Raw genomic sequence first — 24,545 nt, forward strand, 5'->3', positions numbered from 1 at the left:
GCGTGGTCGATGCCGAGGGAGACCGCCTCCCCGCGTTCGACACGAGGAGACACCGTGCGTACCAAGATCGCCGTGCTCGGCCTGTCCGCCGCCCTGGTCGCCGGAGGAGCCGGCCTGGCCGTCGCCCTGCCGGCCATCTCGTCGGCCCAGTCCGAGGACACCACCACCACGACCCCGGCCGATCAGGACGGGGCGCGCACCTCGCACCTCGCCGACGTCCTCGCCCCGCTGGTGGCCGACGGCACCCTGACCCAGGACCAGGCCGACGCCGTCGTCGCCGCGCTCGAGGCCGCCGGTCCGAGGGGTGGGGGCCATGGCCACGACGGCATGGGCCGGGGCGGTCCCCGCCTCGGTCTCGATGCCGCCGCCACCGCCCTGGGCGTCAGCCAGGAGGAGCTCGTGACCGCGCTCCGCGACGGCCAGTCGATCGCCGACCTCGCCGCCGCCCGGGGCGTGGACGTGCAGGTCGTCATCGAGGCCATGGTGGCCGACGCCGAGGCCCACCTCGCCGAGGAGGTCGCCGAGGGCGACCTCACCCAGGAGGAGGCCGACGCCCGCACCGCCGAGCTCACCGCCAAGGTGACCGAACTGGTCGACGGCACCCTGCCCCTCGGCCCGGACGGCCCGGACGGCCCGGACGGCCGGGGCGGACACGGCGGCCGGGGCGGCATGCACGGCGACGGCGAGGCCGACGAGGACGCTCCCGCGACCACTGCGCCGTCGGGCTTCGCCACGTCCGGATCGGCCTCGGTCCGGCCCGCCTGACGCCGGCCGAAGCGCCGACGGGTGCCGTCGTCGGGGGGTCACCTCGCCCGGTAGGGTCGCCGCATGGCCCGCCTGCTGGTGACCAACGACGACGGCATCCACGGCCCGGGCATGCACGCCCTGGCCCGCTCGCTGTCCGATGACGGCCACGACGTGGTGGTCGTCGCTCCCGACTATGACGCCAGTGGCACCTCGGCGTCGCTCGGGAGGGTCAACCTCCGTGAGGACCTCCCGGTGCAGCGTGCCGAGCTCCCGGGGGCTCCCGGGGTCGAGGCCTGGGCACTGCCCGGGCCTCCGGCGATGTGCGTGCTCGCCGCGGTGCTCGGCGGCTTCGGTGACGAGCCCTACGACGCGGTGGTCTCCGGCATCAACGCGGGGGCGAACACCGGTCGGGCGATTCTGCACTCGGGCACCGTCGGCGCCGCCCTCACCGCCCAGAACTTCGGCTACCGGGGTCTCGCCGTCAGCCTCGCCGAGCACGAGGACGACGACTACGAGTGGGCCACCGCCGCCCGCCTCGCCGCCGAGGTGACCCGCCGGCTCCTCGAGGCGCCGCCCCGCAGCGCCCTGAACCTCAACGTGCCGGCGCTGCCCGACGGCATCACGCCGCCGTTGCGGTGGGCCCGTCTCGCGTCCTTCGGCACCGTGCGCAGCTCGATGTCGGGGGCCGAGGAGGGAGCGCTGCAGTTCGAGCTCGTGGCTGTCGACCAGGAGCTGCGCGCCGACACCGACACCGCCATGATCCGGGAGGGGATCGCCACGCTCACCGCGCTCGGCGGCGTGGCCGAGGCCTGGGCGGTGCCGCCGATCGGGCCGGCCGACCCCGCCGACGCCCCTGACGGCGGGGTGGAGGGACCGACGGGCGGGCTGTCCGTCGCCGCTCACCCCGTGCCGGGCGATGAGCTCTCCCCGGCCCACCTCTTCCCGGACCCCGAGATCGCCGAGCACCTGCACCCTCGCCGGTTCGACTGACCGGCCCCCCGGGGGCCCGTGTGGAGGGCGCTATCGTGGTCCGGCCGGGCGGCGTGGCCGAGTGGCTGAGGCAAGGGCCTGCAAAGCCCTGTACGCCGGTTCGATTCCGGCCGCCGCCTCCAGGAGGGCCTGATCCGGGTCGACCGGGTCAGGCCCTCACGGCGTCGGTCGCCCCCCCGGGGTCCGTTCCCCGGCGCGACCGACGTCCTACCCTCGTGCCGGAACGAGCACGGGCCCCGCCCCGTGCGGAGAGGGATGCACATGTCGACCATGCCGCCGTCCGGCCCCGGTGACCAGGACCCGGGCGTCGCCCCGACCGGGCCCGCCGGTGACCCCGACGCCACCGTCCCCGTCGACGCCGTCCCGCCCACCGAACCGGTCGACGCCGTCCCGCCCACCGAACCGGTCGACGCCGTCCCGCCGACCCAGGCCATGCCCCCCGTCCCGCCGGGGGCGACTCCCCCGGGCGCCCCGCCCCCTGCGGGCCCGCCTGACGGTGCCGCCGGCGCACCGCCGCCCTCCGGGGGCAGCAACAAGGCGTTGTGGATCGTCGTCGCCATCCTCGGGTTCGTGGTGGTGGCCGCCATCGCCGTCGCCGCCGGCATCGCCATCGGCTCCGACGACTCGCCGGGCACCACGACGACCACCTCGACGAGCACCACGTCGACGAGCACGACGTCGACCACCCGACCGCCGACGACCACCCGGCCGCCCCAGACCACCACTACGGCACCACCCCAGACCACCACGACCGCCGCCCCGACCACGACGACGACGGTGCCGCCGACCACCACGACGGCCAGCCCCTAGCCCGGCCCGGGGGCGTACCCGGTCTCAGTCGATACCGCTGGCGGCCACCGCACCGAGCGCCGCGCCCCCTCCGGCGGCGGCGACCGTGAGGGCGGTCCGGGCCGCGCCGAGCGTTCGCGCCGCTCCGGTGGCGGCGACCACGTCGGCGACGTCGCCGACCATCGACATGGTCACCCAGGGGCGCACCGGCGCCCCCTCGTCGAGGGCCCGTAGCGTGCCGATCCCGAGGGCGAGGTCGCGCGCCCCGAGGCCGCGGACCAGCAGCCGGGCCCGGCGGTCGAGCGGTCGGCTCCCGAGCCACAGCCCGCCGGTGGTGCCCGGGGCGACGAGGAGGGCGACGCCGATCACGGTGCGCAGGGCGGCCAGGGAGCGGGCGAGCTGGCGGTGGTCCATGCCGCCCGTTCTATCGGGCGATCGCGTCCGGGCGGCCGCTCGGGGCCGTCGTCGGGGGTCCGGCCGGGGTCGCGGCTCCGTCCACCGCCGCTGCTAGGGTGCCAGCGCTGGCCGGTCTCGATCGGCACGCGGACCCGTAGCTCAGTTGGCTAGAGCGCTTCCTCGACACGGAAGAGGTCGCTGGTTCGAGTCCAGTCGGGTCCACTCCGCGAAACTCCCAGGGGTCCCCTCGGCGACCGGCGGGACGTCAAAGGGATGCGGGCGGCGGGACCGGTTCACCCGTGTCGCCGGTCGGCGCTCCGGTCGTTCCTCCTGCGGGCGCACCGCGGGACACGGGCCCGGCGCCCCGCTTGGCGAACACGATCGCGCCGATCAGGACGACGAGGGCGAGGCCGGCCACGGCGAAGCGCCAGTTGCTGTCCTCGAGGCTGATGATGGCCGGGAGGAGCAGCAGGGAGACGAGGTTCATCACCTTGATCAGCGGGTTGAGCGCCGGTCCGGCGGTGTCCTTGAAGGGGTCGCCCACCGTGTCGCCGATCACGGCGGCCTTGTGGGCGTCGGAGCCCTTGCCGCCCTCGTGGCCCGCCTCGATGTACTTCTTCGCGTTGTCCCACGCCCCCCCGGCGTTGGAGAGGTAGTTCGCCATGAGCTGCCCGGTGAGGATCACCGCGGCGAGGAACGCCCCCAGTGCGACGGAGTCGATGCCGAACCCGATGATCACGGGCGTCAGCACGGCGAGCAGCGCAGGGGTGGCGAGCTCGCGCAGCGACGCCGTCGTGCAGAGGTCGATGACCGGCCCGTAGTCGGGCCGTTCGGTGAAGTCCATGATCCCGGGCTTCTCGCGGAACTGCCGCCGGACCTCTTCGATCACCACGGCGGCCGTGCGGCCCACCGCCCGGATGGCCAGTGCCGAGAAGAGGAAGGCGACCGAGCCGCCGATGAGCAGGCCGACGAACGCGCCCGGTCGGGCGACGTTGATCGGGAGGGCGTCGAAGACCGTCTGGCCCGACGCCTCGAGCTGGTCGAGGGCGGCCTCCCCGAAGCGTTCGACGGCGACGGTCTCGACGAACGACGCGAACAGGGCGACGGCGGCGATGACCGCCGAACCGATGGCGAACCCCTTGGTCACCGCCTTCGTGGTGTTGCCGACGGCGTCGAGGCCGACCATCACCTGTTCGGCCTTGCCGTCGAGCTCCCCTGACATCTCGGCGATCCCGGCCGCGTTGTCGGCGACCGGGCCGAAGGAGTCCTCGGACACCACCATGCCGGTGGTGGCGAGCATGCCCATGCCGGTGAGGGCGACCAGGTAGAAGCCGAACCGGACGTCGCCGCCCCCGAGGATCGCCGCGGTGCCGATGGCCGCGGCGATCGCCACGATCGCCCAGACGGAGGACTCGAGACCGGAGCTGGTGCCGGCCAGGACCGTCGTCGCCGGTCCGGTCCGGGCCGCCTCGGCGATCTCGCGGACGGGGGTGTGCATCGTCGAGGTGAAGTACTCGGCGATGTGGCTCACCACCTGGGCGAGGACCAGCCCGATGACCACTGCGCCGAGCATCCGCCACCCCGGTGCGCTCAGCGTCCCCGGCTCGTTGCCGACGTAGGCGACCACGACGGCGCCGATCCCGACCACCGTGAGGACGCTGGCGGTGCGGAACCCGCGGTTGATGGGCGCCATCGCCGAGGTGTCGCGGTCGGTGGCGCGGACCGTGTACACCCCGGCGATGGACGCCAGCACGCCGACGGCCCGGGCGGCGACGGGGAAGACCAGCCCGATCGCCCACTTCGCGGGGTCGTCCGGGTAGATGGACTGGAAGGCGCTGACGCCGAGGATGATGGACGCGACGAGGGTCACCTCGTAGCTCTCGAACAGGTCCGAGGCCATGCCCGCGCAGTCGCCGACGTTGTCGCCGACGTTGTCGGCGATGGTCGCCGGGTTGCGGGCGTCGTCCTCGGGGATGCCCACCTCGATCTTGCCCACGAGGTCGGCGCCCACGTCGGCGGCCTTGGTGAAGATGCCGCCGCCGACCCGGAGGAAGAGCGCCAGCAGCGACCCGCCGAAACCGAAGCCCACGAGGATGGCCGAGCTCGTGTTCTGGAAGACCATGATGATGGTGGTGGCCCCGAGCAGGCCCAGACCCACGGTGAACATGCCGGTGATGGCCCCGGTGCGAAAGGCCACCCGGAGGGCGGCCGGCATGGACCCCGACCGGGCGGCGGCGGCGGTGCGCACGTTCCCCCGGACGGCGAGGCTCATCCCGATGAACCCGGTGAGCCCCGACAGCACGCACCCGGCGACGAAGGCCAGCGTCCGCATGAGCCCCGACTGGGCGAACGTGAGCACCACGTCGCCCCCGGCGGCGGCCGGCTCGGTGATCTCCGTGGACGTCACGAAGACGATGGCCGCGACGGGGACGAGGATCACCGCGATCGTGCGGAACTGTCGGCGCAGGTAGGCCGCGGCGCCCTCCTGGATGGCCGCGGCGACCTCCCGCATCGTGGCCGTGCCCTGCTCGGCGACCAGCACGCCCCTCATGAGCACGAGGCCGACAGCCAGCGCGATGACCGAGGTGGCCACCGCGAAGGTCAGCCAGAACCAGTCCCGGGCCTCGAGGGTGAAGGCCTGGTAGCCGCCTTCCGCGGCGAGGATGACGTGCACCACCGTGCCCCGGCCCTGGAGCGGCGCTCAGCCGGCGGCCGGGTGGTGTTCGACGTCGGCGTCGGAACCCGGGAAGAACAGGTGCTCCTGGGGCTCGTCGTGCTCGTCGTCGTCCCAACGGACGAGGTATGGAGGCCCGCCGTCGGGACCACGGACCTCGACGATGGTGGCCGACCGCTCGTGGGTCCCCACGGCATGGCCCCGGATGATCAGCTTGTCCCCGACCTCGGCCTTCATCGCGTGCTCCTCTCGTTCGGACGTGCAGCCTGTGTGGCCGACCTCAGCATCCGTCCCGGCCGTCCCGTTCGCCAGGGACCAGAGTCCTCAGACCGGAGGGCGCCGGGACCGGGGCGGCGGGGGCGGCGCCCGAGGTCGGTGAGGCAGACTTGGACCGCGCCGGTGACGCCGGGCGCGCCGCCACGAGCCAGGGGACCCGATGCTGACGCCGTTCGACGACTTCCCGATCCACCAGACCGGTGAACCCATCGCCCAGACGGTGAGCGCCGATCCCAACCACTACGACCGGTACTTCTTCGACGGCTTCGACGAGGACGGGCGCTTCTTCCTCGGCGGGGCGATGGGGCACTACCCGAACCGCGGGGTCGTCGACGCGGCGTTCAGCATCGTGCTCGACGGCGTGCAGCACTCGGTGTTCGCCTCGGGCCTCATGTCCTTCGACCGGGCCACGAACGTCGGGCCGATCACCCTCGAGGTCATCGAGCCACTGCGCACGATCCGGCTGCGCGTCGAGCCGAACGATCACGGCCCGAGCTGCGACCTGGTCTTCCGGGCCCGCACGGCGGCGGTCGAGGAGCCCAAGCAGCGCATCGTGCGCAACAGCGTGCTCATCATGGACTACACCCGCCTCACCCAGTGGGGGACCTGGGAGGGCACCGTCACGGTCGACGGGACGACGGTGGACGTCGCCGCCGAGTCGACGTTCGGCGTCCGTGACCGCTCGTGGGGGGTCCGGGGCGTCGGTGTGCAGACCGAGACGAACTTCGACGCCGCCGTGCCGCAGATCTTCTGGCTGTGGGCCCCGTTGCACTTCGACGACGTCTGCACCCACCTGGCCATGTTCGAGCGGGCCGACGGGTCGCGCTGGATGGAGTCGGCGCTGAAGGTGCCGGTGCTCGGCTCACCCGACGCCCCCACGTGGGGTGACGTGCCCCAGCCGGTCGAGGTCAGCGACGTCGCCTACGAGATCGACTGGCGGCCCGGCACCCGGGAGATGGCGTCGGCGTCGTTGACGTTCACCGACACCGACGGGACCCGCCGGACCATCGAGTTCGAGCGTCTCTTCACCTTCCGGATGCGCGGCATCGGTTACATGCACCCGACGTGGTCCCACGGATCGCTCCACGGCGCCCTCGCGGTGGGCGGCGAGTCGGTCGCTCTCGAGGACTTCGATCCGCAGGACCCCGCCAGCATCCACATCCAGACGCTGTGCAAGGTGCGGATGGGCGACCGGGAGGGCATCGGCGTGCTCGAGCAGCTGGCCTTCGGCGACCACCACCCGACCGGGCTGGCCGGCATCCTCGACGGCTACGCGCCGGGCTGACCCACCTGCGGGAGGGAGCAGCTCACGGCCCCCACCCGGCGGAGCTGGGAGCGCAGCACGAAGCCGAGCATCACGATCGCGGCGAGTCCGAGGAGCGGCTGCACCGGTCCCCACCAGCTGAGCGCCCCGCTCGTCCCGAGAGCGACGAGGACCACCTTGTTGCACACCGGGCAGCCGACGGCGAGGCCGGCGAGGAGCCCGGCGAACAGCGATCGGCGTCGTGCCACCTGGTCGCCGGCCTCGATGGCCTCGGCGGTGGTCCCGGTGTCGGTGGCGGGCGCACGGCGGGCGGCCCAGATCATGCCGATCAGCAGCGCGGAGGCCACGGCGATGACATGGTCGACTGCGCGGGGGGCGATGGAGCGTCCGAACGCGGGGGTCACGACCAGGGCGGTGGGCACGGCGATCGCCAGGTAGGCGACCGCGGCGGTGAGCAGGGCGGCCGCCCAGTAGCACGAGCCCATGCCCAGCAAGGCACGGATGGCACCCGGATCCGGACGGACGGTCGTGGTGACGGTCGGTGTCGGTGCCTCCTCGATCACGGGCCGGCCTCGGCCACCACGGTGTCGACGGCGGCTCGGAGCCGGCCGTGCGCCTCGGCGGCGAGCTCGGCGAAGCCCGGGTCGTCCATGAGTTGGGTGGGGTCCACCGCCTCCACCCGCGTGCCGCCGTCGACGGCGGCCAGCGTGACGTTGCAGGGCAGCAACAGGGCGACCGAGGGGTCGATCTCGAGAGCCCGGGCCGCCAACGTCGGGTTGCAGGCGCCGAGGATCTTCAGGGCCGGACGGTCGAGGTCGAGCTTGGCCTTGAGCGTGGCGGCGACGTCGATCTCGGTCAGCACGCCGAAGCCCTGGGCGCCGAGCGCTTCCCGGACGGCGGCTTCCGTTCGATCGAGGGGCAGCGGCACGGTTGCGGTGATGGCGTCCATCGAACCTCCTGGGTCGTCCCCAGCCTACCCCCTGGGTCCGTCTACCCCTGGGGGTATGCATGCACCGGGCGGAGCGATCCCGCCCGATCGCCCTAGCCTTGGCGCGGACATGACGCAGCGGGGCGGACGGACGGAGAGGGGCACCGCCCCCTGGTGGGACCGGGGACGGGTGTGGGTCGTCGTCATCGTGGTGGGCACGGTGGGCGCGCTGGTCGCCGCCTGGTGGGTCGACAGGGAGGGCGACCCCTTGGCTCGGCCGCCCGAACGGGGCGCCGACTACTGCAACGCAGTCGCCGAGATGCAGGGCGACGGGGACATCACCACCACCCTCGCCCAGGGCGCGCCTGGCCTCCAGCGGATCTCCGACGGCTTCGGGCGCCTCCAGGAGGCCGGGGTCCCGTCGGTGATCGAGGACGACCTCGAAGCCCTGCGCCTCTCGCTCGACCCGGTGATCCGGGCGGCGCTCGAGGTCGAACTCACCGATCCTGCGGCAATCGCAGAGCTGTCGGGCCGGCTCGATGAGCAGGTGCGGCCGCTGCAGTCCGAGTCCGACCGCGTGAACGAGTACACCGCACGGTGGTGCGGGGTCGACCTCAACGGCGTGCGAGAGCCTGACGAGGTGCCCGCGGCACCCGTCGAGTCGGTGCCGGCCGAGGCCCAGCCGCCGTCGACGCCGCCCCCGTCCTGACCGACCGGGGTCAGGCCGGTCCGACGGTGACCGGCACCCCGTTGAGGACGGCGTTGCCGGAGAGCGGGTCGAGCACCTCGGGGTCGGTCAGGATGTTGGCGTTCACGCCCGGGCGCGCTCCGGCCACGGTGAACGGGGCACCGGGGAGGTCGTGGCCCCACCCGTGCGGCAGGCTGACCACGCCCGGGCGGATGGCGTCGGTCACCTCCACCGTGGCCGTCACGGTCCCCACGCGGGAGGTCACGACGGCATCCGCGCCGTCGACGAGCCCCCGGCGCTCGGCGTCGTCGGGGTGGACCTGCAGGGTGCAGCGGAACCTTCCTTTGGCCAGCACGTCGACGTTGTGCATCCAGGAGTTGTTCGACCGCAGGTGGCGCCGCCCGACCAGGACCAGATCGTCCCCGTTCCTCGCGGGGACGGCGTGCAGCGAGGCCTCCAGGCGTTCGAGGTCGGCGAGCACCGCCGACGGGGCCAGCTCCACGGTCCCCGACACCGTGCGCAGCGCCGCGGGCAGGCGAGGGGTGAGCGGACCGAGGTCGACGCCGTGGGGGTTGGCGGCCAGCACGTCGAGCGACAGCCCGTCCGGCACCGCGCCGAACCAGTCGCCGGCGTGGCCCGTGCGGATCATCACGTCGACGAGGTGATCGACGGTCGTCCGGCTGGGATCGGCGGTGACCAGGGCCCGCAGCTCGTCGACCTCGCGCCCGCCGACGGGGGAGCCCGGTCGGTCGATCGCCGCCCGGAGGGCCCCGTCGAGGAGGAGGGCATCGAGGACGGCGGGGTCGTCGCCCGCCTCGGGTCCGGTGGCGATCAGGGCCAGGCGTCCCAGGATCTCGTGCTCCTGGGGGGCGTCGGTCGGGAACAGCGGGGGCGCCCACGAGGCGTGGTTGCGCACCGCCAGGGAGTAGAAGGCGAGGTGGTACTCGCTGCGTTCGAGGGCCGACGGCGGCGGCAGGATGACGTGGGCGTGGCGGGTGGTCTCGTTGCGGTACGGGTCGACGCTGACCATGAAGTCGAGCCCGGCCAGCGCCCTGGCGAGGCGCTCGGAGCCGGGCGCCGAGAGGGCGGGGTTGCCGGCGACCGTGACCAGGGCCCGGACCTGGCCCTCTCCCGGTGTCTCGATCTCGTCGGCCAGGGTGGCGACCGGGAACTCGCGCCGGACCTCGGGGTGGCCCTTCACCCGGCTGTGGTGGCGGCCGGTGGTGAACCCCCGACCGGAGCCCTTGCCACCCCCGCCGGCGTGGGCGGGCAGCGGGAACATCGCCCCCCCGGGCCGGTCGAGGTTGCCGGTCAGGGCGTTGAGCACGTCCACGGCCCAGGCCGCCACCGTGCCGAACTCGACGGTGTGGGTGCCGATGCGCCCGTAGACGGCCGCCGACGGGGCCGTGGCCACGGCGTGGACCATGGCGGAGATGCGCTCGGCGGGGATCCCGGTGACCGGGGCCACCCGCTCGGGGGTGAAGGGTTCGACGGCCCGCCGGACCTCGTCGATGCCGCTGAGGTGGCCGTCGAGGTCGCCGACCTCGACGAGCGAGTCGGCGAAGAGCGCGTTGAGCATGGCGACGAGCAGGAGCGCGTCGGTGCCCGGCACGATCGGCACCCACTCGTCGGCGTGCTCGGCGGTCCGGGTCCGCCGGGGGTCGACGACCACCACCCTCCCGCCGCGGGCGCGGATGGCCTCCATCCGGGCCGGGAAGTCCGGGGCGGTGCACAGGCTGCCGTTGCTCTCGTAGGGGTTGGCGCCGAGCATCAGGAGGTGCGCGGTGCGGTCGAGGTCGGGCACGGGGATGAGGAGCGGGTCGCCGAACAGGTAGCCGCACGAGACGTGCTTGGGCATCTGGTCGACCGTCGACGCGGAGTAGATGTTCGCGGTGCCGAGTGCCCGGATCAGGGGTCCGTTGAAGATCGTGGGGCCGAGCGAGTGGATGCTCGGGTTCCCGAGGTAGATCGCCACGGCGTCGCGTCCGTGGGTGTCGATCACCCCTCGGAGCCCGGCCGCGACGACTGCGAAGGCCTCGTCCCACGACACCTCCTCCCACGTGGCGGTGGCGGCATCGTCGCCGTGGCGCACCAGTGGGCGTCGGAGGCGGTCCGGGTCGGTGTGCAGCCGGTGCAACGCCGAGCCCTTCGGGCAGATGAAGCCCCGGGAGAACGTGTTGTCGCGGTCGCCGCGGATGCGCACCACCTGCTCACCGCGGACCGCCACCTCGAGCCCGCAGGTGGCCTCGCACAGCGGGCAGGTGCGGTGGTGGAGCGTGGTGCCCGGATCGGTCGCGGTGCTGGTCGGCGCGTCGGCGTCGTCGGTCATCGTGGCCCCCTTCCCGGGCCCAGGGTAGGGCCGTCTCCGTACCGACGACCCGGCCTAACCTCTCGACCATGGCGGAGCCCCTCGATCCCGCCCCCGGGCTCCCGGCCAACTACCCGGCCCGATGGGAGTTCGACGCCGTGCTGTCCGACGGCGGCACGGTCCACATCCGCCCGATCCGCCCCGACGACGCCGAGCGGGTGGCGGCCTTCCACGCCCGCCAGTCCCGGGAGAGCATCTACTTCCGCTACTTCAGCCCGATGCCCCGTCTCGGGCCCCGTGAGCTCGAGCGGCTGGTCAGGGTCGACTACGTCTCGCGCCTGGGCCTGGTGGCCGTCCTCGCCGGCGAGATCGTCGGGATCGCCAGCTACGACGCCTGGCACGACCGCAACGAGGCCGAGGTGGCCTTCATCGTCGACGACGAGCACCACGGCCGCGGCCTGGCCACCGCGCTGCTCGAGTACCTGCTCGTGGCGGCCCGCGAGAACGGCTTCGCCGGGTTGACCGCGCAGGTCCTGCCCACGAACCGGAAGATGCTGGGGGTCTTCCACCAGGTCGGGTTCCAGGTGTCCAGCGCGTTCGAGGAGGGCGTCGTCGAGGTGCACCTCGGCCTCGAACCCACCGATCATGCACGCGACCTGATGGCGCGCCGTGAGCAGCGGGCCGAGGCGGCATCGGTGGCCCGGCTGCTCGCCCCCCGGTCGATCGCCGTGATCGGCGCCGGACGCGAGCGTGGCGGCATCGGGCACGAGACCTTCCGGGCCCTCGTCGCCGGTGGGTACGACGGCACCGTCTACCCGGTCAACCCCGCCGGGGAGCACGTCGCCAGCGTGCGGGCCTACACGTCGGTGCTGGCCGTGCCCGACGAGGTCGACCTCGCCATCGTGGCGGTGCCGGCCGCGAACGTCCTCGACGTCGTCGACGAGTGCGGCACCAAACGGGTGGGCGGGCTCCTGGTGGTCAGCGCCGGGTTCGACCAGCTCCCCGAGGGGACCGAGCGGCGGATCGTCGAACGGGCCAGGTCGGTGGGCATGCGCGTCCTGGGGCCCGAGTCGATGGGGATCATCAACACCGCCGGTGGGCTGTCGCTGCACGGCACCTTCGCGCCGGTGCCCGTCCGCCCGGGCGGGGTGGGCTTCCTCACCCAGTCGGGCACGCTCGGGATCGCCGCGCTCGACCACGCGCACCGCCTCGGCGTGGGGATCTCCCAGTTCGTCGACGTCGGCGCCAAGCTCGACGTGTCGGGCAACGACCTGCTCCAGTACTGGGCCGCCGACGACGACACACGGGTCGTCGCCCTGTTCCTCGAGTCGTTCGGCAACCCCCGCAAGTTCACCCGCATCGCCCGGTCCCTCGCCCGCCGGACCCCGATCGTGGCGGTGAAGAGCGGGCTGCGCGGACCCACCCGCTTCTCGTCGGGACCCGAGGGGCTGTCGGCGGCCTGGCCGACGGACGCCACCGTGGCCGCCCTGCTCGCCCAGAGCGGCGTGATCCGCGTGGGCACCGCCTCGGAGCTCTTCGACGTCGCCCGGGTCCTCGAGGCCCAACCCGTCGCCACGGGTCGCCGGGTGGCGGTCGTGAGCAACGCCCGGGGTGCCGCGGTGCTGGCCGCCGACGCCTGCCTCGGCGCGGGGCTCTCCACACCGGCGTTGGATCCGGCCGCGACGCAGGAGCTGCGCCGCGCCGTTCCGACCGGGGCGTCCCTCACCAACCCCCTCGACCTGACCTGGGAGGCGGGCCCGGATGCCTACGAGGCCGCGGTCGCGGCGTCGCTGGGCGACCCGGACATCGATGCGGTGATCGTGGTCTACGCCCCGCCCGTGCGCCCCGACCACGGCGCGGTGGCCTCGGCGGTGGCCCGGGCGGCGGCGAACGCCGGGGCCGACAAGCCCGTCGTGGCCACCTTCCTGGGCAACGAGCCGGGCATCGAGGTGGTCGACGGGTTCCGCCTCCCGCTGTTCCGCTTCCCGAGCGAGGCGGCGGGCGTGCTGGGCAGGATCGCCGAGTACGGCGAGTGGCGGGCCCGTCCGGAGGGGACGGTGCCCGGCGCCGAGGACCTCGGCCTCGACGTCGACGCCGTGCGCTCGATGGTCGCCGAGGTGCTCGTCGACCATCCCGACGGTCGATGGCTGGGTCGCGCCGAGGCCTCGATGCTGCTGGCCGCGGCCGGCATCGCCGTCTGCCCGACCGTGATCGTGGGCTCGGTCGACGAGGCGGTCGCGGCCGCCGACACGATGGGCTTCCCGTTGGTGCTCAAGGCCACCGGGGTCGGTCACTACCACCGCGGCGAGGAGGGCGGGGTGGCCCTCGACCTACGCGACACCGGCTCGCTGCGCGCCGCGTACGAGCGGATGGCGGCGTCGCTCGGTGACGCCATGCACCCCGCCGTGGTGCAGCGGATGGCGTCGCCCGGCGCCGACGTGCTCGTCGTCGGCCACCAGCACGCGGCGTTCGGTGGGGTGGTCAGCGTCGGGCTCGGTGGGTCGATGGCGTTCGCCACCGCCGATCTCCCCGTGCGGGTGCTGCCGCTCTCCGACACCGACGCCGCCGAGGTGGTGGCCTCGTCGCCGGTGCGAGCGTTGCTCGACGGCGAGGGTGAGGACGGGCGCACCCACGTGGCGCTCGAGGAGCTGTTGGTGGCGTTCGCCGTGGTGCTCGAGCAGGTGCCCGAGCTGGCCGACGTGATGCTCAACCCGGTGATCGTGGGTGACCAGGGTGCGGTGGTCACCGACGCCTGGATCCGGGTGGCGCCCTACCGTCTCGACCCCGACGTCGGCATCCGGCGGCTGAGTTGACGAAGTCCGGATCGCCGCCGCGGCGCGGCCGTCGCCGTCACCGCGGCAGGGCGAGGATGCGGTCGCCGACGATGTTGCGCAGGATCTCGGTGGTGCCGCCCATGATCGTGTAGGCGGGTGCGTAGCAGGCGTTGCGCGAGACCCGGTTCCACAGGAGCGCCTCGGGCCCGACGACGGCGGCGCAGAAGCCCGCCACCTCCTGTTCGAACTCCGTGCAGATCGTCTTGGTGGCCGCCGAGAACCCTGCCGGGGCCTGGCCGAGAGCCTCGCGCAGCACCAGCAGCCGCCCGATCCGGTACATCGACTCGAGGTGGGCGACCCGTTGGCGCACCCTCGGGTCGTCGGTGTCGGCGCGGGGGAGGACGGCGTCGTAGAGCGCTCGGTTGCTGACCAGGCGGTCGATGCCGCCGCGCTCGTGCTCCATCTGGCGCATGACCTGGCGGAAGCTGTCGTTCTCGACGCCCACGAGGTTCTCGGCGGGCACCCGGACGCCGTCGAAGCGCAACTCGCAGAAGTGGGCGTTGCCGGTGGCGTCGACGATCGGGCGGATCTCGACGCCCGGGCCGTGCAGGTCGACCAGGAACTCCGAGAGGCCTCGGTGGGGCGGAGCCGTCGGGTCGGTGCGGGCGATGAGGTAGCACCAGTCGGCGTGGGCGGCCCCGCTGTTCCAGACCTTGGCGCCGTCCACGATCCACTCGTCGCCGTGGCGCACGGCGCGGGTCGTGATCGAGGCGACGTCGGAACCGGCGTCGGGCTCGCTCATGCCGATGCTCCACGCCGACCGGCCCTGGAGGATCTCGGGCAGGAAACGTCGGCGTTGGTCGGGGCTGCCGTACTGGAGGAGCGTCGGCCCGATCTGGCGGTCGGCGAACCAGGACGTGGCGATGGGGGCGCCCCCGGCGATGAGCGCCTCGTAGACCACGAACCGTTCGAGCGCGGTGCGGCCGTGACCGCCGTCCTCGACCGGCCAGGTCATCCCGATCCACTCGCGGCGGGCCAGTTCGAGGGAGAAGGCCCGCGAGGCCCCGATGAGCCAGGAGTCCTCGGGGACGGCGAAGTCGGTCCCCATCGGGTCGGGCGTCGAGCCCCGATCGGTCCGTCCCGCCCACTCGCGAGCCACGCCCTCGGCCTCGGCGCGCAGGGCGAGCAGTTCGTCGGGCCAGGCGAAGTCCATGGGCTTCGATGCTGGCACAGCCTCGCCGTGGCTCAGGTGCCGAGGACCCCGGCGACGGCGTAGTAGAGCGGGATGCCGAGCACGATGTTGAACGGGAACGTCACGCCGAGCGCCAACGTGAAGTAGCGGCTCGGCCGGGCCTCGGGGATGGCGTAGCGGATCACCGCCGGCACCACGATGTAGCTCCCGCTCGCCGCGAGGACGGCGAGGAGGGTGAGGTCGCCGACGTCGAGGCGCAGCGCCCCGCCGATGAGGAACGCCAGCCCTGCGCCGACGAGGGGCATGGCGATGCCGAAGGCGATGAGGAACGGCCCCACGTCGCGCACCTCCCGGAGCTGGCGGGCGACGAGCAGACCCATCTCGAGGAGGAAGAAGGCCAGGAGCCCCTTGAAGATCCCGTTCACGAACGGGTCCATGGCCTCGCCGCCGGCGGTGCCGCTGACCACCCCGATCACCATCGAGCCGATCAGGAGGAGGTGGGCGCCGTCGGTGAACGCCTCGCGCAGCACCTCCTTGATGGACAGGGGCGCCCCCGCGTGGGGGTCGGGGCCCTCGTCGGGGCCGCGGTGGCCCGAGGCGTGGTCGGCCTCGGGGACGATCGTCCGGGCGTCTTTCACGGCGAGGTCTCTCACCACCGATCCGGCCGGCTCGGGGCCGACGGACTCGGTGCCCGTGGCCTCGCGACCCCGCACCCACGTGGCGAGCAGGACGGCCATGATGATCGCCGGTGACTCCATGAGCACGAGGGCCACCGTGAGGTACCCGCCGGCGGCGTCGCCCCGGGCGGCCACGAACTGCGAGGCCGTGACGAACGTGACCGCGCTCACCGAGCCGTACGTGGCGGCGATCGCCGCGGCATCGAACGCGTTCACCCGTCGCCGCAGGGCGAGGAAGGCGAGAGCGGGGATCACGGTGGCCAGCACGAGGGCGGCCCCCACGACCTTGAACACGTCGCCCGAGAGGCCGGCGTCACCGAGGGCCTGGCCGCCCTTGAAGCCGAGCGCCATGAGCAGGTAGAGCGAGAGGAACTTCGCCACGGGCGCCGGGATCTCGAGGTTCGACCGGATCAGGCCCACGAAGACGCCGAGGAAGAAGAAGAGGACCGCCGGATCGGTGAGGTTCTTGATGACGCTGGCGTCCACGCACGGTCCTCTCGTTCAGCGCGCGGCGACGCTACCGGCCACCGACCGGCGCGGGGAAAACGGGACGATCAGCGGGCCGCGGCGTCGGTCACGAGGCGGACCGCGATCCGCTCGGCGAGCACGTCGCCGCCGACCTCGCCGCGAACGACGGTGACGGCCTGCCCGGCCAGCAGCACCCGGTCCTCCACGACGGTGACCCGCACCGCGCCGCCGCGGGTCGAGAGCTGGCGGGCGAGGAGGTCGGACTTGGCGAACCGCTCCGCCCAGAACGGGCCGAGCGTGGTGTGCGACGAGCCCGTGACGGCGCCCTCGTCGACGCCGATGGCGGGAGCGAAGTAGCGAGAGACCATGTCGTACAGGCCTTCGCCGACGGCGGTCACGATGACGCCGTGGGGCACGTCGTCGTCCTTCAGCGCGGCCAGCGCCCGGTGGTCCGGTCGCAGGGCCCGCACGGTGTCGGCGGAGTCGGTCTCGACGAGCCAGTCCTCGCGACCCCGGGCGACGGTCACCACCTCGGGGTGACCCAGCGCGGCGAGCAGGCCCGGCGGCGGCTCGGTCTCGACGGGCGGGTCGGCGGGGAAGCCGATCTCGATCCAGCCGTCGTGGCCGACCTGGGCCACCAGCACCCCCGAGAGGGTGACGAAGCGCAGCCGGGGCGCGTCGACCCCGAGATCGGTCACGAGGTGGTGGGCGGCGGCGAGGGAGGCGTGCCCGCCCAGCTCGACCTCGGTGGTCGGGGTGAACCAGCGCATCGCCCAGGTGGGGTCGTCGTCGCCGTCGGTGATGCGGTGGAGGAAGGCGGTCTCGGTCTGGTTCAGCTCGGCGGCGATGGCCTGCATCCACTCCTCGGCGAGGGGCTCGTCGAGCACGCACACCGCGGCAGGGTTCCCCCCGAAGGGACGTTCGGTGAAGGCGTCGACGAGGACGACCGGGAGGCTCATGCGTTCGCGGCGGTGGGGGTGGGGTGGCCGGGGTTCAGCGGTCGCCGAGGTCGACGTAGTCGCGCACGACCGGCCCTGCGTAGAGCTGGCGGGGCCGGGCGATGCGACTGTTCTGGTCGAGCATCTCCTGCCAGTGGGCCAGCCACCCCGACACGCGAGGGATGGCGAAGAGCACGGTGAACATCTCCATCGGGAAGCTCATCGCCTGGTAGATGAGCCCGGAGTAGAAGTCGACGTTCGGGTAGAGCTTGCGGCTCACGAAGTAGTCGTCGCTCAGGGCTGTCTCCTCGAGCTTGAGGGCGATGTCGAGCAGCGGGCTCTTGCCGGTGACCTCGAAGACCTCGTAGGCCACCTCCTTGATGATCTTGGCCCGGGGGTCGTAGTTCTTGTACACCCGGTGACCGAAGCCCTGGAGGCGCCCCTTGCCGGCCTTGACGTCGGCGATGAAGGGCTCCACGTTCTCGATCGACCCGATCTCGGTGAGCATGCGGATCACGGCCTCGTTGGCACCGCCGTGGCGGGGACCGTAGAGAGCCGCAGCGGCGGCCGCGGTGGCGCTGTAGGGATCGGCGTGGGAGGACCCCACCACGCGCATCGCCGTGGTGGAGCAGTTCTGCTCGTGGTCGGCGTGGAGGATGAACAGCACGTCGAGCGCGTGGGAGAGCACCGGATCGGGCTCGTAGTGCGGCTCGGCGACCTTCCACATCATCGACAGGAAGTTGGAGCAGAAGTCCAGGTTGTTGTCCGGGTAGACGAAGGGCATGCCCACGCTGTGACGGTGGGCGCCGGCGGCGATCGTCGGCATCTTGGCGATCAACCGGATGATCTGCTTGTAGCGGTTCTCGGGATCGCCGATGTCCTTGGCGTTCGGGTAGAAGGTGCTCAGCGCGGCCAGCGTGGACACCATGATCCCCATGGGGTGGGCGTCGTGGTGGAAGCCCTCCATGAAGCGCTTGCGCACGTTCTCGTGGATGAACGTGTGGTACGTGATGTCGTGCTGCCAGACGGCGAACTGCTCCTCGGTGGGGAGCTCGCCGTGCAGCAGCAGGTAGGCGACCTCGAGGTAGCTCGACTTCTCGGCGAGCTGCTCGATGGGGTAGCCCCGGTAGCGCAGGATGCCGGCTTCGCCGTCGAGTTCGGTGATGGAGCTCTCGGCGGCGGCGGTGGTCGAGAAGGAGGGGTCGTAGAACCACAGGCCCGGCACCAACTTGGCCCATTGGGCGGCGTCGACGCCGCCGTTGGTGATCGGGATCTCGATCGTCTCACCGGTGCGGTTGTCGGTGATGGTCACGCTCTCGGTCACATCTGCTCCACGAGTTCTGGGTGGGGACACGAACTGGGCAGGGAGGCGTCGGAGAACTCGCCTCGACCCTGTCCCGGCGGAGCCTACAGGCCCTCCCGCGGCCTCGTTGCGGTCGGACCTTCAGCGCCGCGCGCTGTTCACAGAGGCGTGTTGTCGTGGGCTCTCGGACGGAGCCGTTCGCGCTTGTCCTCGAGCACCGCGAGGGCGGCGGTGAGCTCGCGGCGCGTGTCCGCGGGGTCGATGACGGCGTCGACGAAGCCCCGCTCGGCGGCGATGTAGGGGTTGAGGAGGCGCTCCTCGTAGGCGATCTCCATCTCGAGGCGCTCCTCGGGTGTGGCCCGGCGGTGGAGGATCTCGACGGCCCCCTTCGCGCCCATCACCGCGATCTCGGCCGCCGGCCACGCCAGGGCGAGGTCGTTCCCCATGCGCTTGGAGTCCATGACGATGTAGGCCCCGCCGTAGCTCTTGCGGAGGGTGACGTTCACGCGGGGCACCGTCGCCCGGGCGTAGGCGAAGGCCATCTGTGCGCCGTGGCGGATCATCCCGCGCCACTCGAGGTCCTTGCCGGGGTAGAAGCCGGGTGTGTCGACGAGGGTCACGAGCGGGATGTTGAACGCGTCGCAGAAGGCGACGAACCGGGCTCCCTTCTGGGAAGCGGGGATGTCGAGGGTGCCGGCCAGGGCGCAGGGCTGGTTGGCGACGACCCCCACGGGGCGGCCGCCGATCGAGGCCAGGGCGGTGACGAGGTTCGGAGCCCACCCGGCACGGAGCTCGAGGATCTCCCGGTCGTCGGCGAGGGCGCGGACTACGGTGCGCACGTCGTAGGAGCCGGTGGCGGACTCGGGGATGACGGCTCCGGCTTCGGGGACCGGACGGTCGTCGGGGTCGTCGGTGCTGATCGTGGGCGGCAGCTCGTCGTTGTGGGCGGGGAGGAAGTCGAGGATCGATGCCACCGCGGCCCGACCGGCGTCGGTGTCGGCGACGACGAGGGAGGCCACGCCGGTGGCGCGGGCGTGCGCGCCCGCCCCGCCGAGCGCCGCCGCGGCCACCGGCACCCCCGTGAACTGGCGCACCATGTGGGGTCCGCTCACGAACGCGTACGAGTCGTCGGTCATGACGACGTGGTCGACGAGGCCGAGCAGCAGCGCGGGGCCCGAGACGGCCGGTCCGTTCACGAGGGCGATGGTGGGCACGGAGCCGCTGCACGCCACGAGCGCCGCGGCGGCCCGGCCCCAGCCGTGCAGCGCGGCGATGCCCTCGTCGACGTCGGCGCCGCTCGAGGCGAGCTCGACGACGAGGGGGAGGCGTTCGGCGAGGGCGGTCCGGGCGGCCGTCTCGATCACCAACCCCGCCGCCTCGGTGAGCGCGCCGGCCCGTTCGGTGCCGTCGACGACCACGGTGATGGCGGCCCGCTCACCGTGGACGGTGTCGACGCCGACGGCCGCGGCCCGGGCGACCCCGGGGACCCGCGCCCGGAGGGACAGGGGAGGGATGGTGCGCGACCCCGTCGACCAGGGGGCGGGCGGCGCCGGCGGCGGGGTGATGGTCATCGGCGGTGCGACCCGTCGTCGGTGCGCCGGGTTACCTCGGTGTCGCCCGCCTGGCCGGAGGTCGCCCGGGCGCGGCCCCGGGGCGTCGAAGGGCCCCGGGTGGTCGGGTGGATGCCGGGCTGGTCGTCGCCGGGGTCGGCGACGAGGGCGTGCAGGGTGTCGCGCAGCGCCCGGGCGGGGGAGCTGAGCAGGCCGCGACGCCGGGTCGCCAGGCCGACGGATCGCCCGGGGAGGTCGACGACGGGGATCTGGTGCCAGCTCCCCCCGAGCCACGACGGGTTGGCGCTCGCCGGCAGGATGGCGGCCCCGAACCCCTGGAAGGCGAGGGAGGCCATCAGGCGGGTCCCGTCGACCTCGGCCTGGGCGGTCAGGCGACACCCGGCGGCCCGGGTGAGGGCCTCGAGGTTCTCGCGGAACGGCATGCCCCGTGGTTCGAGGAGCAGCGGGACGCCGTCGAGGTCGGCCAGCGCCACCTGCTCACGGTCGGCCAGCGGGTGGCCGAGCGGGACGACGAGCAGGCGGTCCTCGTCGAAGAGCGGCTCGGAGTGCAGGTCGGGATCGTTGACCGGGAGCGTGAGGACGGCCAGGTCGATGGCGCCGGAACCGAGCGCCAGCAGGAGCGAGGAGGTGGTGGCGTCGTGGACGACCACCTGGACCTGGGGGTAGGTCGCCGCCATGGTCTCGACGAGGCGGGGCACGAGCCAGCGGGCGGTGGTGCCGATCATCCCCAGCCGGCCGGGCCCGGAGACGAGGTCGTGGGCGGAGGCCACGTCGGCGGTCAAGGCGTCGAGCTCGGCGTTGATCCGGCGGGCCCGGGCGACCACGGCGGCTCCCTCGTCGGTGACCTGGCCCGTCGAGCGGTCGATGAGCACCGCCCCCAGCTCGCGTTCGAGGCGGGCCACGTGGGTGGAGACGTTGGACTGGACGGTGTGCAGGGAGCGGGCGGCCGCCGAGAAGCTGCCGTGCTCGGCGACGGCGAGCACCGCGTTGAGCTGGCGGAGATCCATCGCTTTCCATGATGGCAGGTATCACCATCAACTGTTGGACGAATCTCGTGCACGCGTTCACAATGAGTCCAGCAACGCCGAGCGATGTCCGGACCCCCCTCCGAGATGCGCTCGACTGAGGCGCAGGTACCGATCCCCCCTCGGGCCGCCCTCTCCACGAGACCGGCCCTCCCCCCGGGCCGGTCTCGTCAGTTTTCTCCGACCTCCGGCGCCGCCCGCCCCCGTCACCCCGGGCTCCTCGGGACCTGCGGTCTACCGTTGGCCCGTGGACCTGCGCGCCGCCCTCACCGTCGCCGAGGGCCTCGTCTTCGCCGAGGGGCCCCGCTGGCACGACGGGGCGCTGTGGTTCAGCGACATGCACGGCGGTGCGGTGCACCGCGTCGGCGCCGACGGCGTCGTCGAGGTCGTGTGCCGCCCCGACGACGCGCCGTCCGGACTCGGATGGCTGCCCGACGGCTCGCTCCTCGTCGTGGCGATGGAGACCCAGCGCCTCCTGCGGGTCGGGTCCGGCGGGGGCACCCGCGTCCACGCCGACCTGTCCTCGGTCGCCCGGGGTTCCCTGAACGACATGATCGTCGCCGACGACGGCACGGCCTACGTGGGCGACATGGGGGCTCGTCTCTTCGCCGAGCACCCCGACCACTCGGTGCCCGGGCAGATCTTCGCGGTCGCTCCCGACGGTGGCGTGCGTGTCGCCTGCGACGGGCTCCGCTCGCCGAACGGGATGGTCCTCCCCCCCGGGCAGGCCACCCTCGTCGCCGCCGAGAGCGGCGGCTTCCGGCTCCTGCGCTTCGCTCGTCGGTCCGACGGCAGCCTCGACGCCCCGACGGTGTTCGCAGAGCTCGTGCCCGACGATCCGGAGGTGCGGTTCTCGGCCCCCGACGGGATCTGCGGCGACGAGCGCGGCGCGGTGTGGGTCGCCGACCCGATCGGTTCCCGGGTGCTCCGGGTGCTGCCCGGCGGCGAGGTCACCGACGTCCTCGCCTCCCCCCACGCCCGGCCCTATGCGTGCGTGCTCGGCGGGCCCGATCGCCGCAGCCTCTTCGTGTGCGTCGCCGAGACCCACGGCCGCCCCCCTCCCGGCGCGGCGCCGACCGGCCGGGTGGTGGTCGTCGACGTGGAGGTGGCGGGCGCGGGCCGCCCCTGACCGCGGGTCCCCGACGGCGCTCCCCGTTAGCGTGGGACGATGGATCGTGCACCGGTCATCATCGAGGTCGCCGTCAACGGCGGGACGACGAAGGAGGTCAACCCCCACGTCCCCCGCACCCCTGAAGAGGTCACCGTCGACGCGTTGGCCTGCTTCGCCGCCGGTGCGGCGATCGTGCACAGCCACGCCGACCCCGTCGGCGAGCCCCGCGTCATCGCCGACAGCTACCTGGCGGCGTGGCGGCCGGTGCTCGCCGAGCGCCCCGACGCGCTCTGGTACCCCACCGTGGCCTTCCGGGACGGGCGCATCGACTACTCCCACGTGGACCTGCTCGCCCGCGACGGCGTGCTCCGCGTCGGCCTCTGCGATCCCGGATCGGTCAACCTCGGGGCGACGGTCGACGGGGTGCCCGTCGGCGGGTTCGTCTACGCCAACAGCTTCGAGGACGTGGCGGCCCAACTCGAGCTGAACCGTGCCCACCGCCTCGGCCCGAGCCTGGCCCTCTTCGAGCCCGGCTTCCTGCGGGCGGCGCTGGCCTGGTGGAGGGCCGGTCGCCTCCCGGCGGGGTCGATGTTCAAGTTCTACCTGTCGACCGACCGGGGCCTCATGGGCGCGCCCTTCGGCCTGCCGCCGACCCGGGCGGCGCTCGACCTGTACCTCGACATGCTGGGCGACTGCCCGATCCCGTGGGCGGTGTCGGTGGTGGGGGGCGACGTCGTGGCGTCGGGCCTCGCCGAGTACGCCGTCGAGCGGGGTGGTCACATCCACCTCGGACTCGAGTTCCATGCCGGCGACCGGACCCCGACGAACGTCGAGCTCGTCGAGGAGGCCGTGGCGGTGTGCGCCGGGCTCGGAGTGGCCGTGGCCACCCCCGACGACGCCGCCGTCGTCCTCGGCCTCCTGCGCTGACCCGCGTCGTCCGGCCCGGGGGTACGGTGCCGCCATGGACGTGACGGATCGCGGCGGGGCGGTCTTCTTCGATCTCGATCGCACCCTGCTGCGCGGCGCCAGCGGCCCAGTCATCTCGGCGGCGCTGCGGCGCTCCGGGCTCATGCCCGAGCGGTCGATCCCCGGCGAGGGCCTGCTCTTCGGCCTGTTCGACCTGATCGGGGAGATCCGCCCGTCGATGATGCTCACCCGCCAGGCGGTCCGGGCGGCGCGGGGCTGGGACCGGGAGGTCACCCGCGAGGCCGGACGTCATGCCGCCGAGGAGCTGGCCGAGGCGGTGCAACCCTGGGCCCGGGTCGTGATCGCCCAGCACCAGGCCGCCGACCGTCCGGTCCTGCTCGCCACCACCACCCCGTTCGACATCGTGGAGCCCCTCGCCGAGCGCCTCGGCCTCGACGGGGTGCTGGCCACCCGCTACCGGGTCGGCACCGACGGCCGCTACGACGGGACCTTCGACGGTGAGTTCGTGTGGGGCAAGGGCAAGCTCGCCGTCGTACGGGCCTGGGCGGCGGCCAACCAGGTCGATCTCGCCGAGAGCTGGGCCTACTCGGACAGCTACTACGACCTGCCGCTGCTCGAGGCGGTCGGTCGGCCCGTCGTGGTCAACCCCGACCCCCGCCTGGCCGCGGTGGCGGTGCTGCGCCGATGGCCGGTGCAGTTCCTCGACGCCCCGCCCGGCGTCCCGAAGGTGTTCGGCATCGAACCCCAGACGGCTGCGTTCCCCTTCCTGCGCCGGGAGCTGATGCCCTACGTGCGCATCGACGTCGAGGGTGTCGAGCACCTCCCCGCCGAGGGGCCGGCGCTGTTGTGCTCGAACCACCGCAGCTTCTTCGACCCGATCGCCGTCGGCTACGCCGCCGCCCGGCGTGGTCGTCCGATCCGCTTCCTCGGCAAGAAAGAGGTGTTCGACGCCCCGGTGGTGGGCGACATCGCCCGGGCCATGGGCGGCATCCGGGTGGAGCGCGGCACCGGCTCCGACGAGCCCCTGCTCGAGGCGGCCGCCTGCCTGCGGGCCGGGGAGATCGTGGCCATCCTCCCCCAGGGCACCATCCCCCGGGGTCGCGACTTCTTCGATCCCGTGCTGAAGGGCAGGTGGGGGGCCGCCCGCCTGGCCGCCGAGATGGCCGAGGAGGGGGTGGCCGTGCCGGTGATCCCCATGGGTCTCTGGGGCACCGAGAAGGTGTGGCCCCGGCATGCGCGGGTCCCGAACGTCCTCAACGTGTTCGACCCGCCGGCGGTGCAGGTCCGGCTCGGACCGCCGGTCGGGTTGGGCCTCGCCGACCCCGGGGCCGACACCGAGGCGATCATGGCCGCCATCGTCGACCTCCTCCCGCCCGAGGCCCGCGAGGCCCACGAGCCCACGGAGGACGAGGTCCTCCGGGCGCTGCCCCCGGACTGATCCGACGCGGCCCGACCTGACGCGACCGGCCTGACGTGACCTGGCCGACCGGCCCCGCCGG

21 protein-coding genes and 2 tRNA genes are annotated in these 24,545 nt (G+C 73.3%); 11 read left to right on the forward strand and 12 right to left on the reverse strand.

Annotated features, from left to right (window positions below; all coding sequences use genetic code 11):
- Positions 1-54 precede the first annotated feature (54 nt).
- From MUE36_04640 to MUE36_04655, 4 genes are all read left to right on the forward strand, one after another.
- Complete coding sequence (locus tag MUE36_04640; protein ID MCU0310216.1) at positions 55-765, forward strand: hypothetical protein; 711 nt, start codon at positions 55-57, stop codon at positions 763-765.
- A 63-nt stretch (positions 766-828) separates the two neighbouring features.
- A complete protein-coding gene (locus MUE36_04645) occupies positions 829-1,737 on the forward strand; it encodes a 5'/3'-nucleotidase SurE (protein ID MCU0310217.1) in 909 nt (302 codons plus the stop codon).
- 47 nt (positions 1,738-1,784) lie between these two features.
- Positions 1,785-1,859, forward strand: a tRNA-Cys gene (locus MUE36_04650).
- 139 nt (positions 1,860-1,998) lie between these two features.
- Positions 1,999-2,547: a hypothetical protein gene (locus MUE36_04655; GenBank protein ID MCU0310218.1), complete on the forward strand. Its 549-nt coding sequence runs from the start codon at positions 1,999-2,001 to the stop codon at positions 2,545-2,547.
- A 24-nt stretch (positions 2,548-2,571) separates the two neighbouring features.
- Here the strand turns inward: MUE36_04655 and MUE36_04660 are convergent, their stop codons facing one another.
- Positions 2,572-2,940 carry a hypothetical protein gene (locus MUE36_04660; GenBank protein MCU0310219.1) on the reverse strand — a complete coding sequence of 123 codons (369 nt, stop codon included), beginning with the start codon at positions 2,938-2,940 and terminating at the stop codon, positions 2,572-2,574.
- 130 nt (positions 2,941-3,070) lie between these two features.
- On the opposite strand from MUE36_04660, the gene MUE36_04665 reads away from it, so the two are divergent.
- A tRNA-Val gene (locus tag MUE36_04665) sits at positions 3,071-3,144 on the forward strand.
- 43 nt (positions 3,145-3,187) lie between these two features.
- Here the strand turns inward: MUE36_04665 and MUE36_04670 are convergent.
- Together MUE36_04670 and MUE36_04675 are read right to left on the reverse strand one after the other, a co-directional pair.
- Entirely contained in the window at positions 3,188-5,599 is a 2,412-nt protein-coding gene (locus MUE36_04670; protein MCU0310220.1) for a sodium-translocating pyrophosphatase, read from the reverse strand.
- Between the two features lie 24 nt (positions 5,600-5,623).
- Positions 5,624-5,833, reverse strand: coding sequence for a DUF1918 domain-containing protein (locus tag MUE36_04675; GenBank protein ID MCU0310221.1), 210 nt, complete (start codon positions 5,831-5,833; stop codon positions 5,624-5,626).
- A gap of 199 nt (positions 5,834-6,032) precedes the next feature.
- Here MUE36_04675 and MUE36_04680 point away from each other — a divergent pair, with 199 nt between their 5' ends.
- Entirely contained in the window at positions 6,033-7,157 is a 1,125-nt protein-coding gene (locus MUE36_04680) for a hypothetical protein (protein MCU0310222.1), read from the forward strand.
- On the opposite strand, the gene MUE36_04685 is transcribed toward MUE36_04680, so the two are convergent.
- Together MUE36_04685 and MUE36_04690 are read right to left on the reverse strand one after the other, a co-directional pair.
- A complete protein-coding gene (locus MUE36_04685) occupies positions 7,142-7,699 on the reverse strand; it encodes a hypothetical protein (GenBank protein ID MCU0310223.1) in 558 nt (185 codons plus the stop codon). The genes MUE36_04680 and MUE36_04685 overlap by 16 nt on opposite strands.
- Entirely contained in the window at positions 7,696-8,085 is a 390-nt protein-coding gene (locus tag MUE36_04690) for a DUF302 domain-containing protein (protein ID MCU0310224.1), read from the reverse strand. The genes MUE36_04685 and MUE36_04690 overlap by 4 nt, the downstream gene beginning before the upstream one ends.
- Positions 8,086-8,194: 109 nt before the next feature.
- On the opposite strand from MUE36_04690, the gene MUE36_04695 reads away from it, so the two are divergent.
- Positions 8,195-8,773: a hypothetical protein gene (locus tag MUE36_04695; GenBank protein MCU0310225.1), complete on the forward strand. Its 579-nt coding sequence runs from the start codon at positions 8,195-8,197 to the stop codon at positions 8,771-8,773.
- A gap of 10 nt (positions 8,774-8,783) precedes the next feature.
- Here MUE36_04695 and MUE36_04700 read toward each other — a convergent pair whose 3' ends face one another.
- Positions 8,784-11,081: a molybdopterin oxidoreductase family protein gene (locus MUE36_04700; protein MCU0310226.1), complete on the reverse strand. Its 2,298-nt coding sequence runs from the start codon at positions 11,079-11,081 to the stop codon at positions 8,784-8,786.
- Between the two features lie 68 nt (positions 11,082-11,149).
- Here MUE36_04700 and MUE36_04705 point away from each other — a divergent pair, with 68 nt between their 5' ends.
- Positions 11,150-13,873, forward strand: a complete 2,724-nt coding sequence (locus tag MUE36_04705; GenBank protein MCU0310227.1) for a GNAT family N-acetyltransferase — start codon at positions 11,150-11,152, stop codon at positions 13,871-13,873.
- A 37-nt stretch (positions 13,874-13,910) separates the two neighbouring features.
- On the opposite strand, the gene MUE36_04710 is transcribed toward MUE36_04705, so the two are convergent.
- The 6 genes from MUE36_04710 to MUE36_04735 all read right to left on the reverse strand — a co-directional run bounded on the left by MUE36_04710 (position 13,911) and on the right by MUE36_04735 (position 20,990).
- A complete protein-coding gene (locus tag MUE36_04710) occupies positions 13,911-15,047 on the reverse strand; it encodes an acyl-CoA dehydrogenase family protein (protein ID MCU0310228.1) in 1,137 nt (378 codons plus the stop codon).
- A 32-nt stretch (positions 15,048-15,079) separates the two neighbouring features.
- Complete coding sequence (locus MUE36_04715) at positions 15,080-16,189, reverse strand: sodium-dependent bicarbonate transport family permease (protein MCU0310229.1); 1,110 nt, start codon at positions 16,187-16,189, stop codon at positions 15,080-15,082.
- 68 nt (positions 16,190-16,257) lie between these two features.
- Entirely contained in the window at positions 16,258-17,130 is an 873-nt protein-coding gene (locus tag MUE36_04720; protein MCU0310230.1) for a PhzF family phenazine biosynthesis protein, read from the reverse strand.
- A 34-nt stretch (positions 17,131-17,164) separates the two neighbouring features.
- The gene (locus MUE36_04725; GenBank protein MCU0310231.1) at positions 17,165-18,433 is read right to left on the reverse strand and encodes a citrate synthase; all 1,269 of its coding nucleotides are present in this window, start codon (positions 18,431-18,433) and stop codon (positions 17,165-17,167) included.
- 137 nt (positions 18,434-18,570) lie between these two features.
- Positions 18,571-19,983: a methylmalonyl-CoA carboxyltransferase gene (locus tag MUE36_04730; GenBank protein MCU0310232.1), complete on the reverse strand. Its 1,413-nt coding sequence runs from the start codon at positions 19,981-19,983 to the stop codon at positions 18,571-18,573.
- Complete coding sequence (locus MUE36_04735; GenBank protein ID MCU0310233.1) at positions 19,980-20,990, reverse strand: LysR family transcriptional regulator; 1,011 nt, start codon at positions 20,988-20,990, stop codon at positions 19,980-19,982. The genes MUE36_04730 and MUE36_04735 overlap by 4 nt, the downstream gene beginning before the upstream one ends.
- 265 nt (positions 20,991-21,255) lie before the next feature.
- Between MUE36_04735 and MUE36_04740 the strand changes: the two genes are divergently transcribed.
- From MUE36_04740 to MUE36_04750, 3 genes are read left to right on the forward strand one after another with little or no spacing between them, the layout of a single operon-like run.
- Positions 21,256-22,137 carry an SMP-30/gluconolactonase/LRE family protein gene (locus tag MUE36_04740; protein ID MCU0310234.1) on the forward strand — a complete coding sequence of 294 codons (882 nt, stop codon included), beginning with the start codon at positions 21,256-21,258 and terminating at the stop codon, positions 22,135-22,137.
- Positions 22,138-22,176: 39 nt separating this feature from the next.
- Positions 22,177-23,046 (forward strand): 3-keto-5-aminohexanoate cleavage protein, encoded by an 870-nt coding sequence (locus tag MUE36_04745; GenBank protein ID MCU0310235.1) that lies wholly within the window; start codon positions 22,177-22,179, stop codon positions 23,044-23,046.
- Positions 23,047-23,080: 34 nt separating this feature from the next.
- Positions 23,081-24,484: an HAD-IB family hydrolase gene (locus MUE36_04750; protein ID MCU0310236.1), complete on the forward strand. Its 1,404-nt coding sequence runs from the start codon at positions 23,081-23,083 to the stop codon at positions 24,482-24,484.
- Positions 24,485-24,545: the final 61 nt, after the last annotated feature.

This window comes from Acidimicrobiales bacterium, assembly GCA_025455885.1.
Lineage (GTDB): Bacteria > Actinomycetota > Acidimicrobiia > Acidimicrobiales > Acidimicrobilacustridaceae > Rhabdothermincola_A.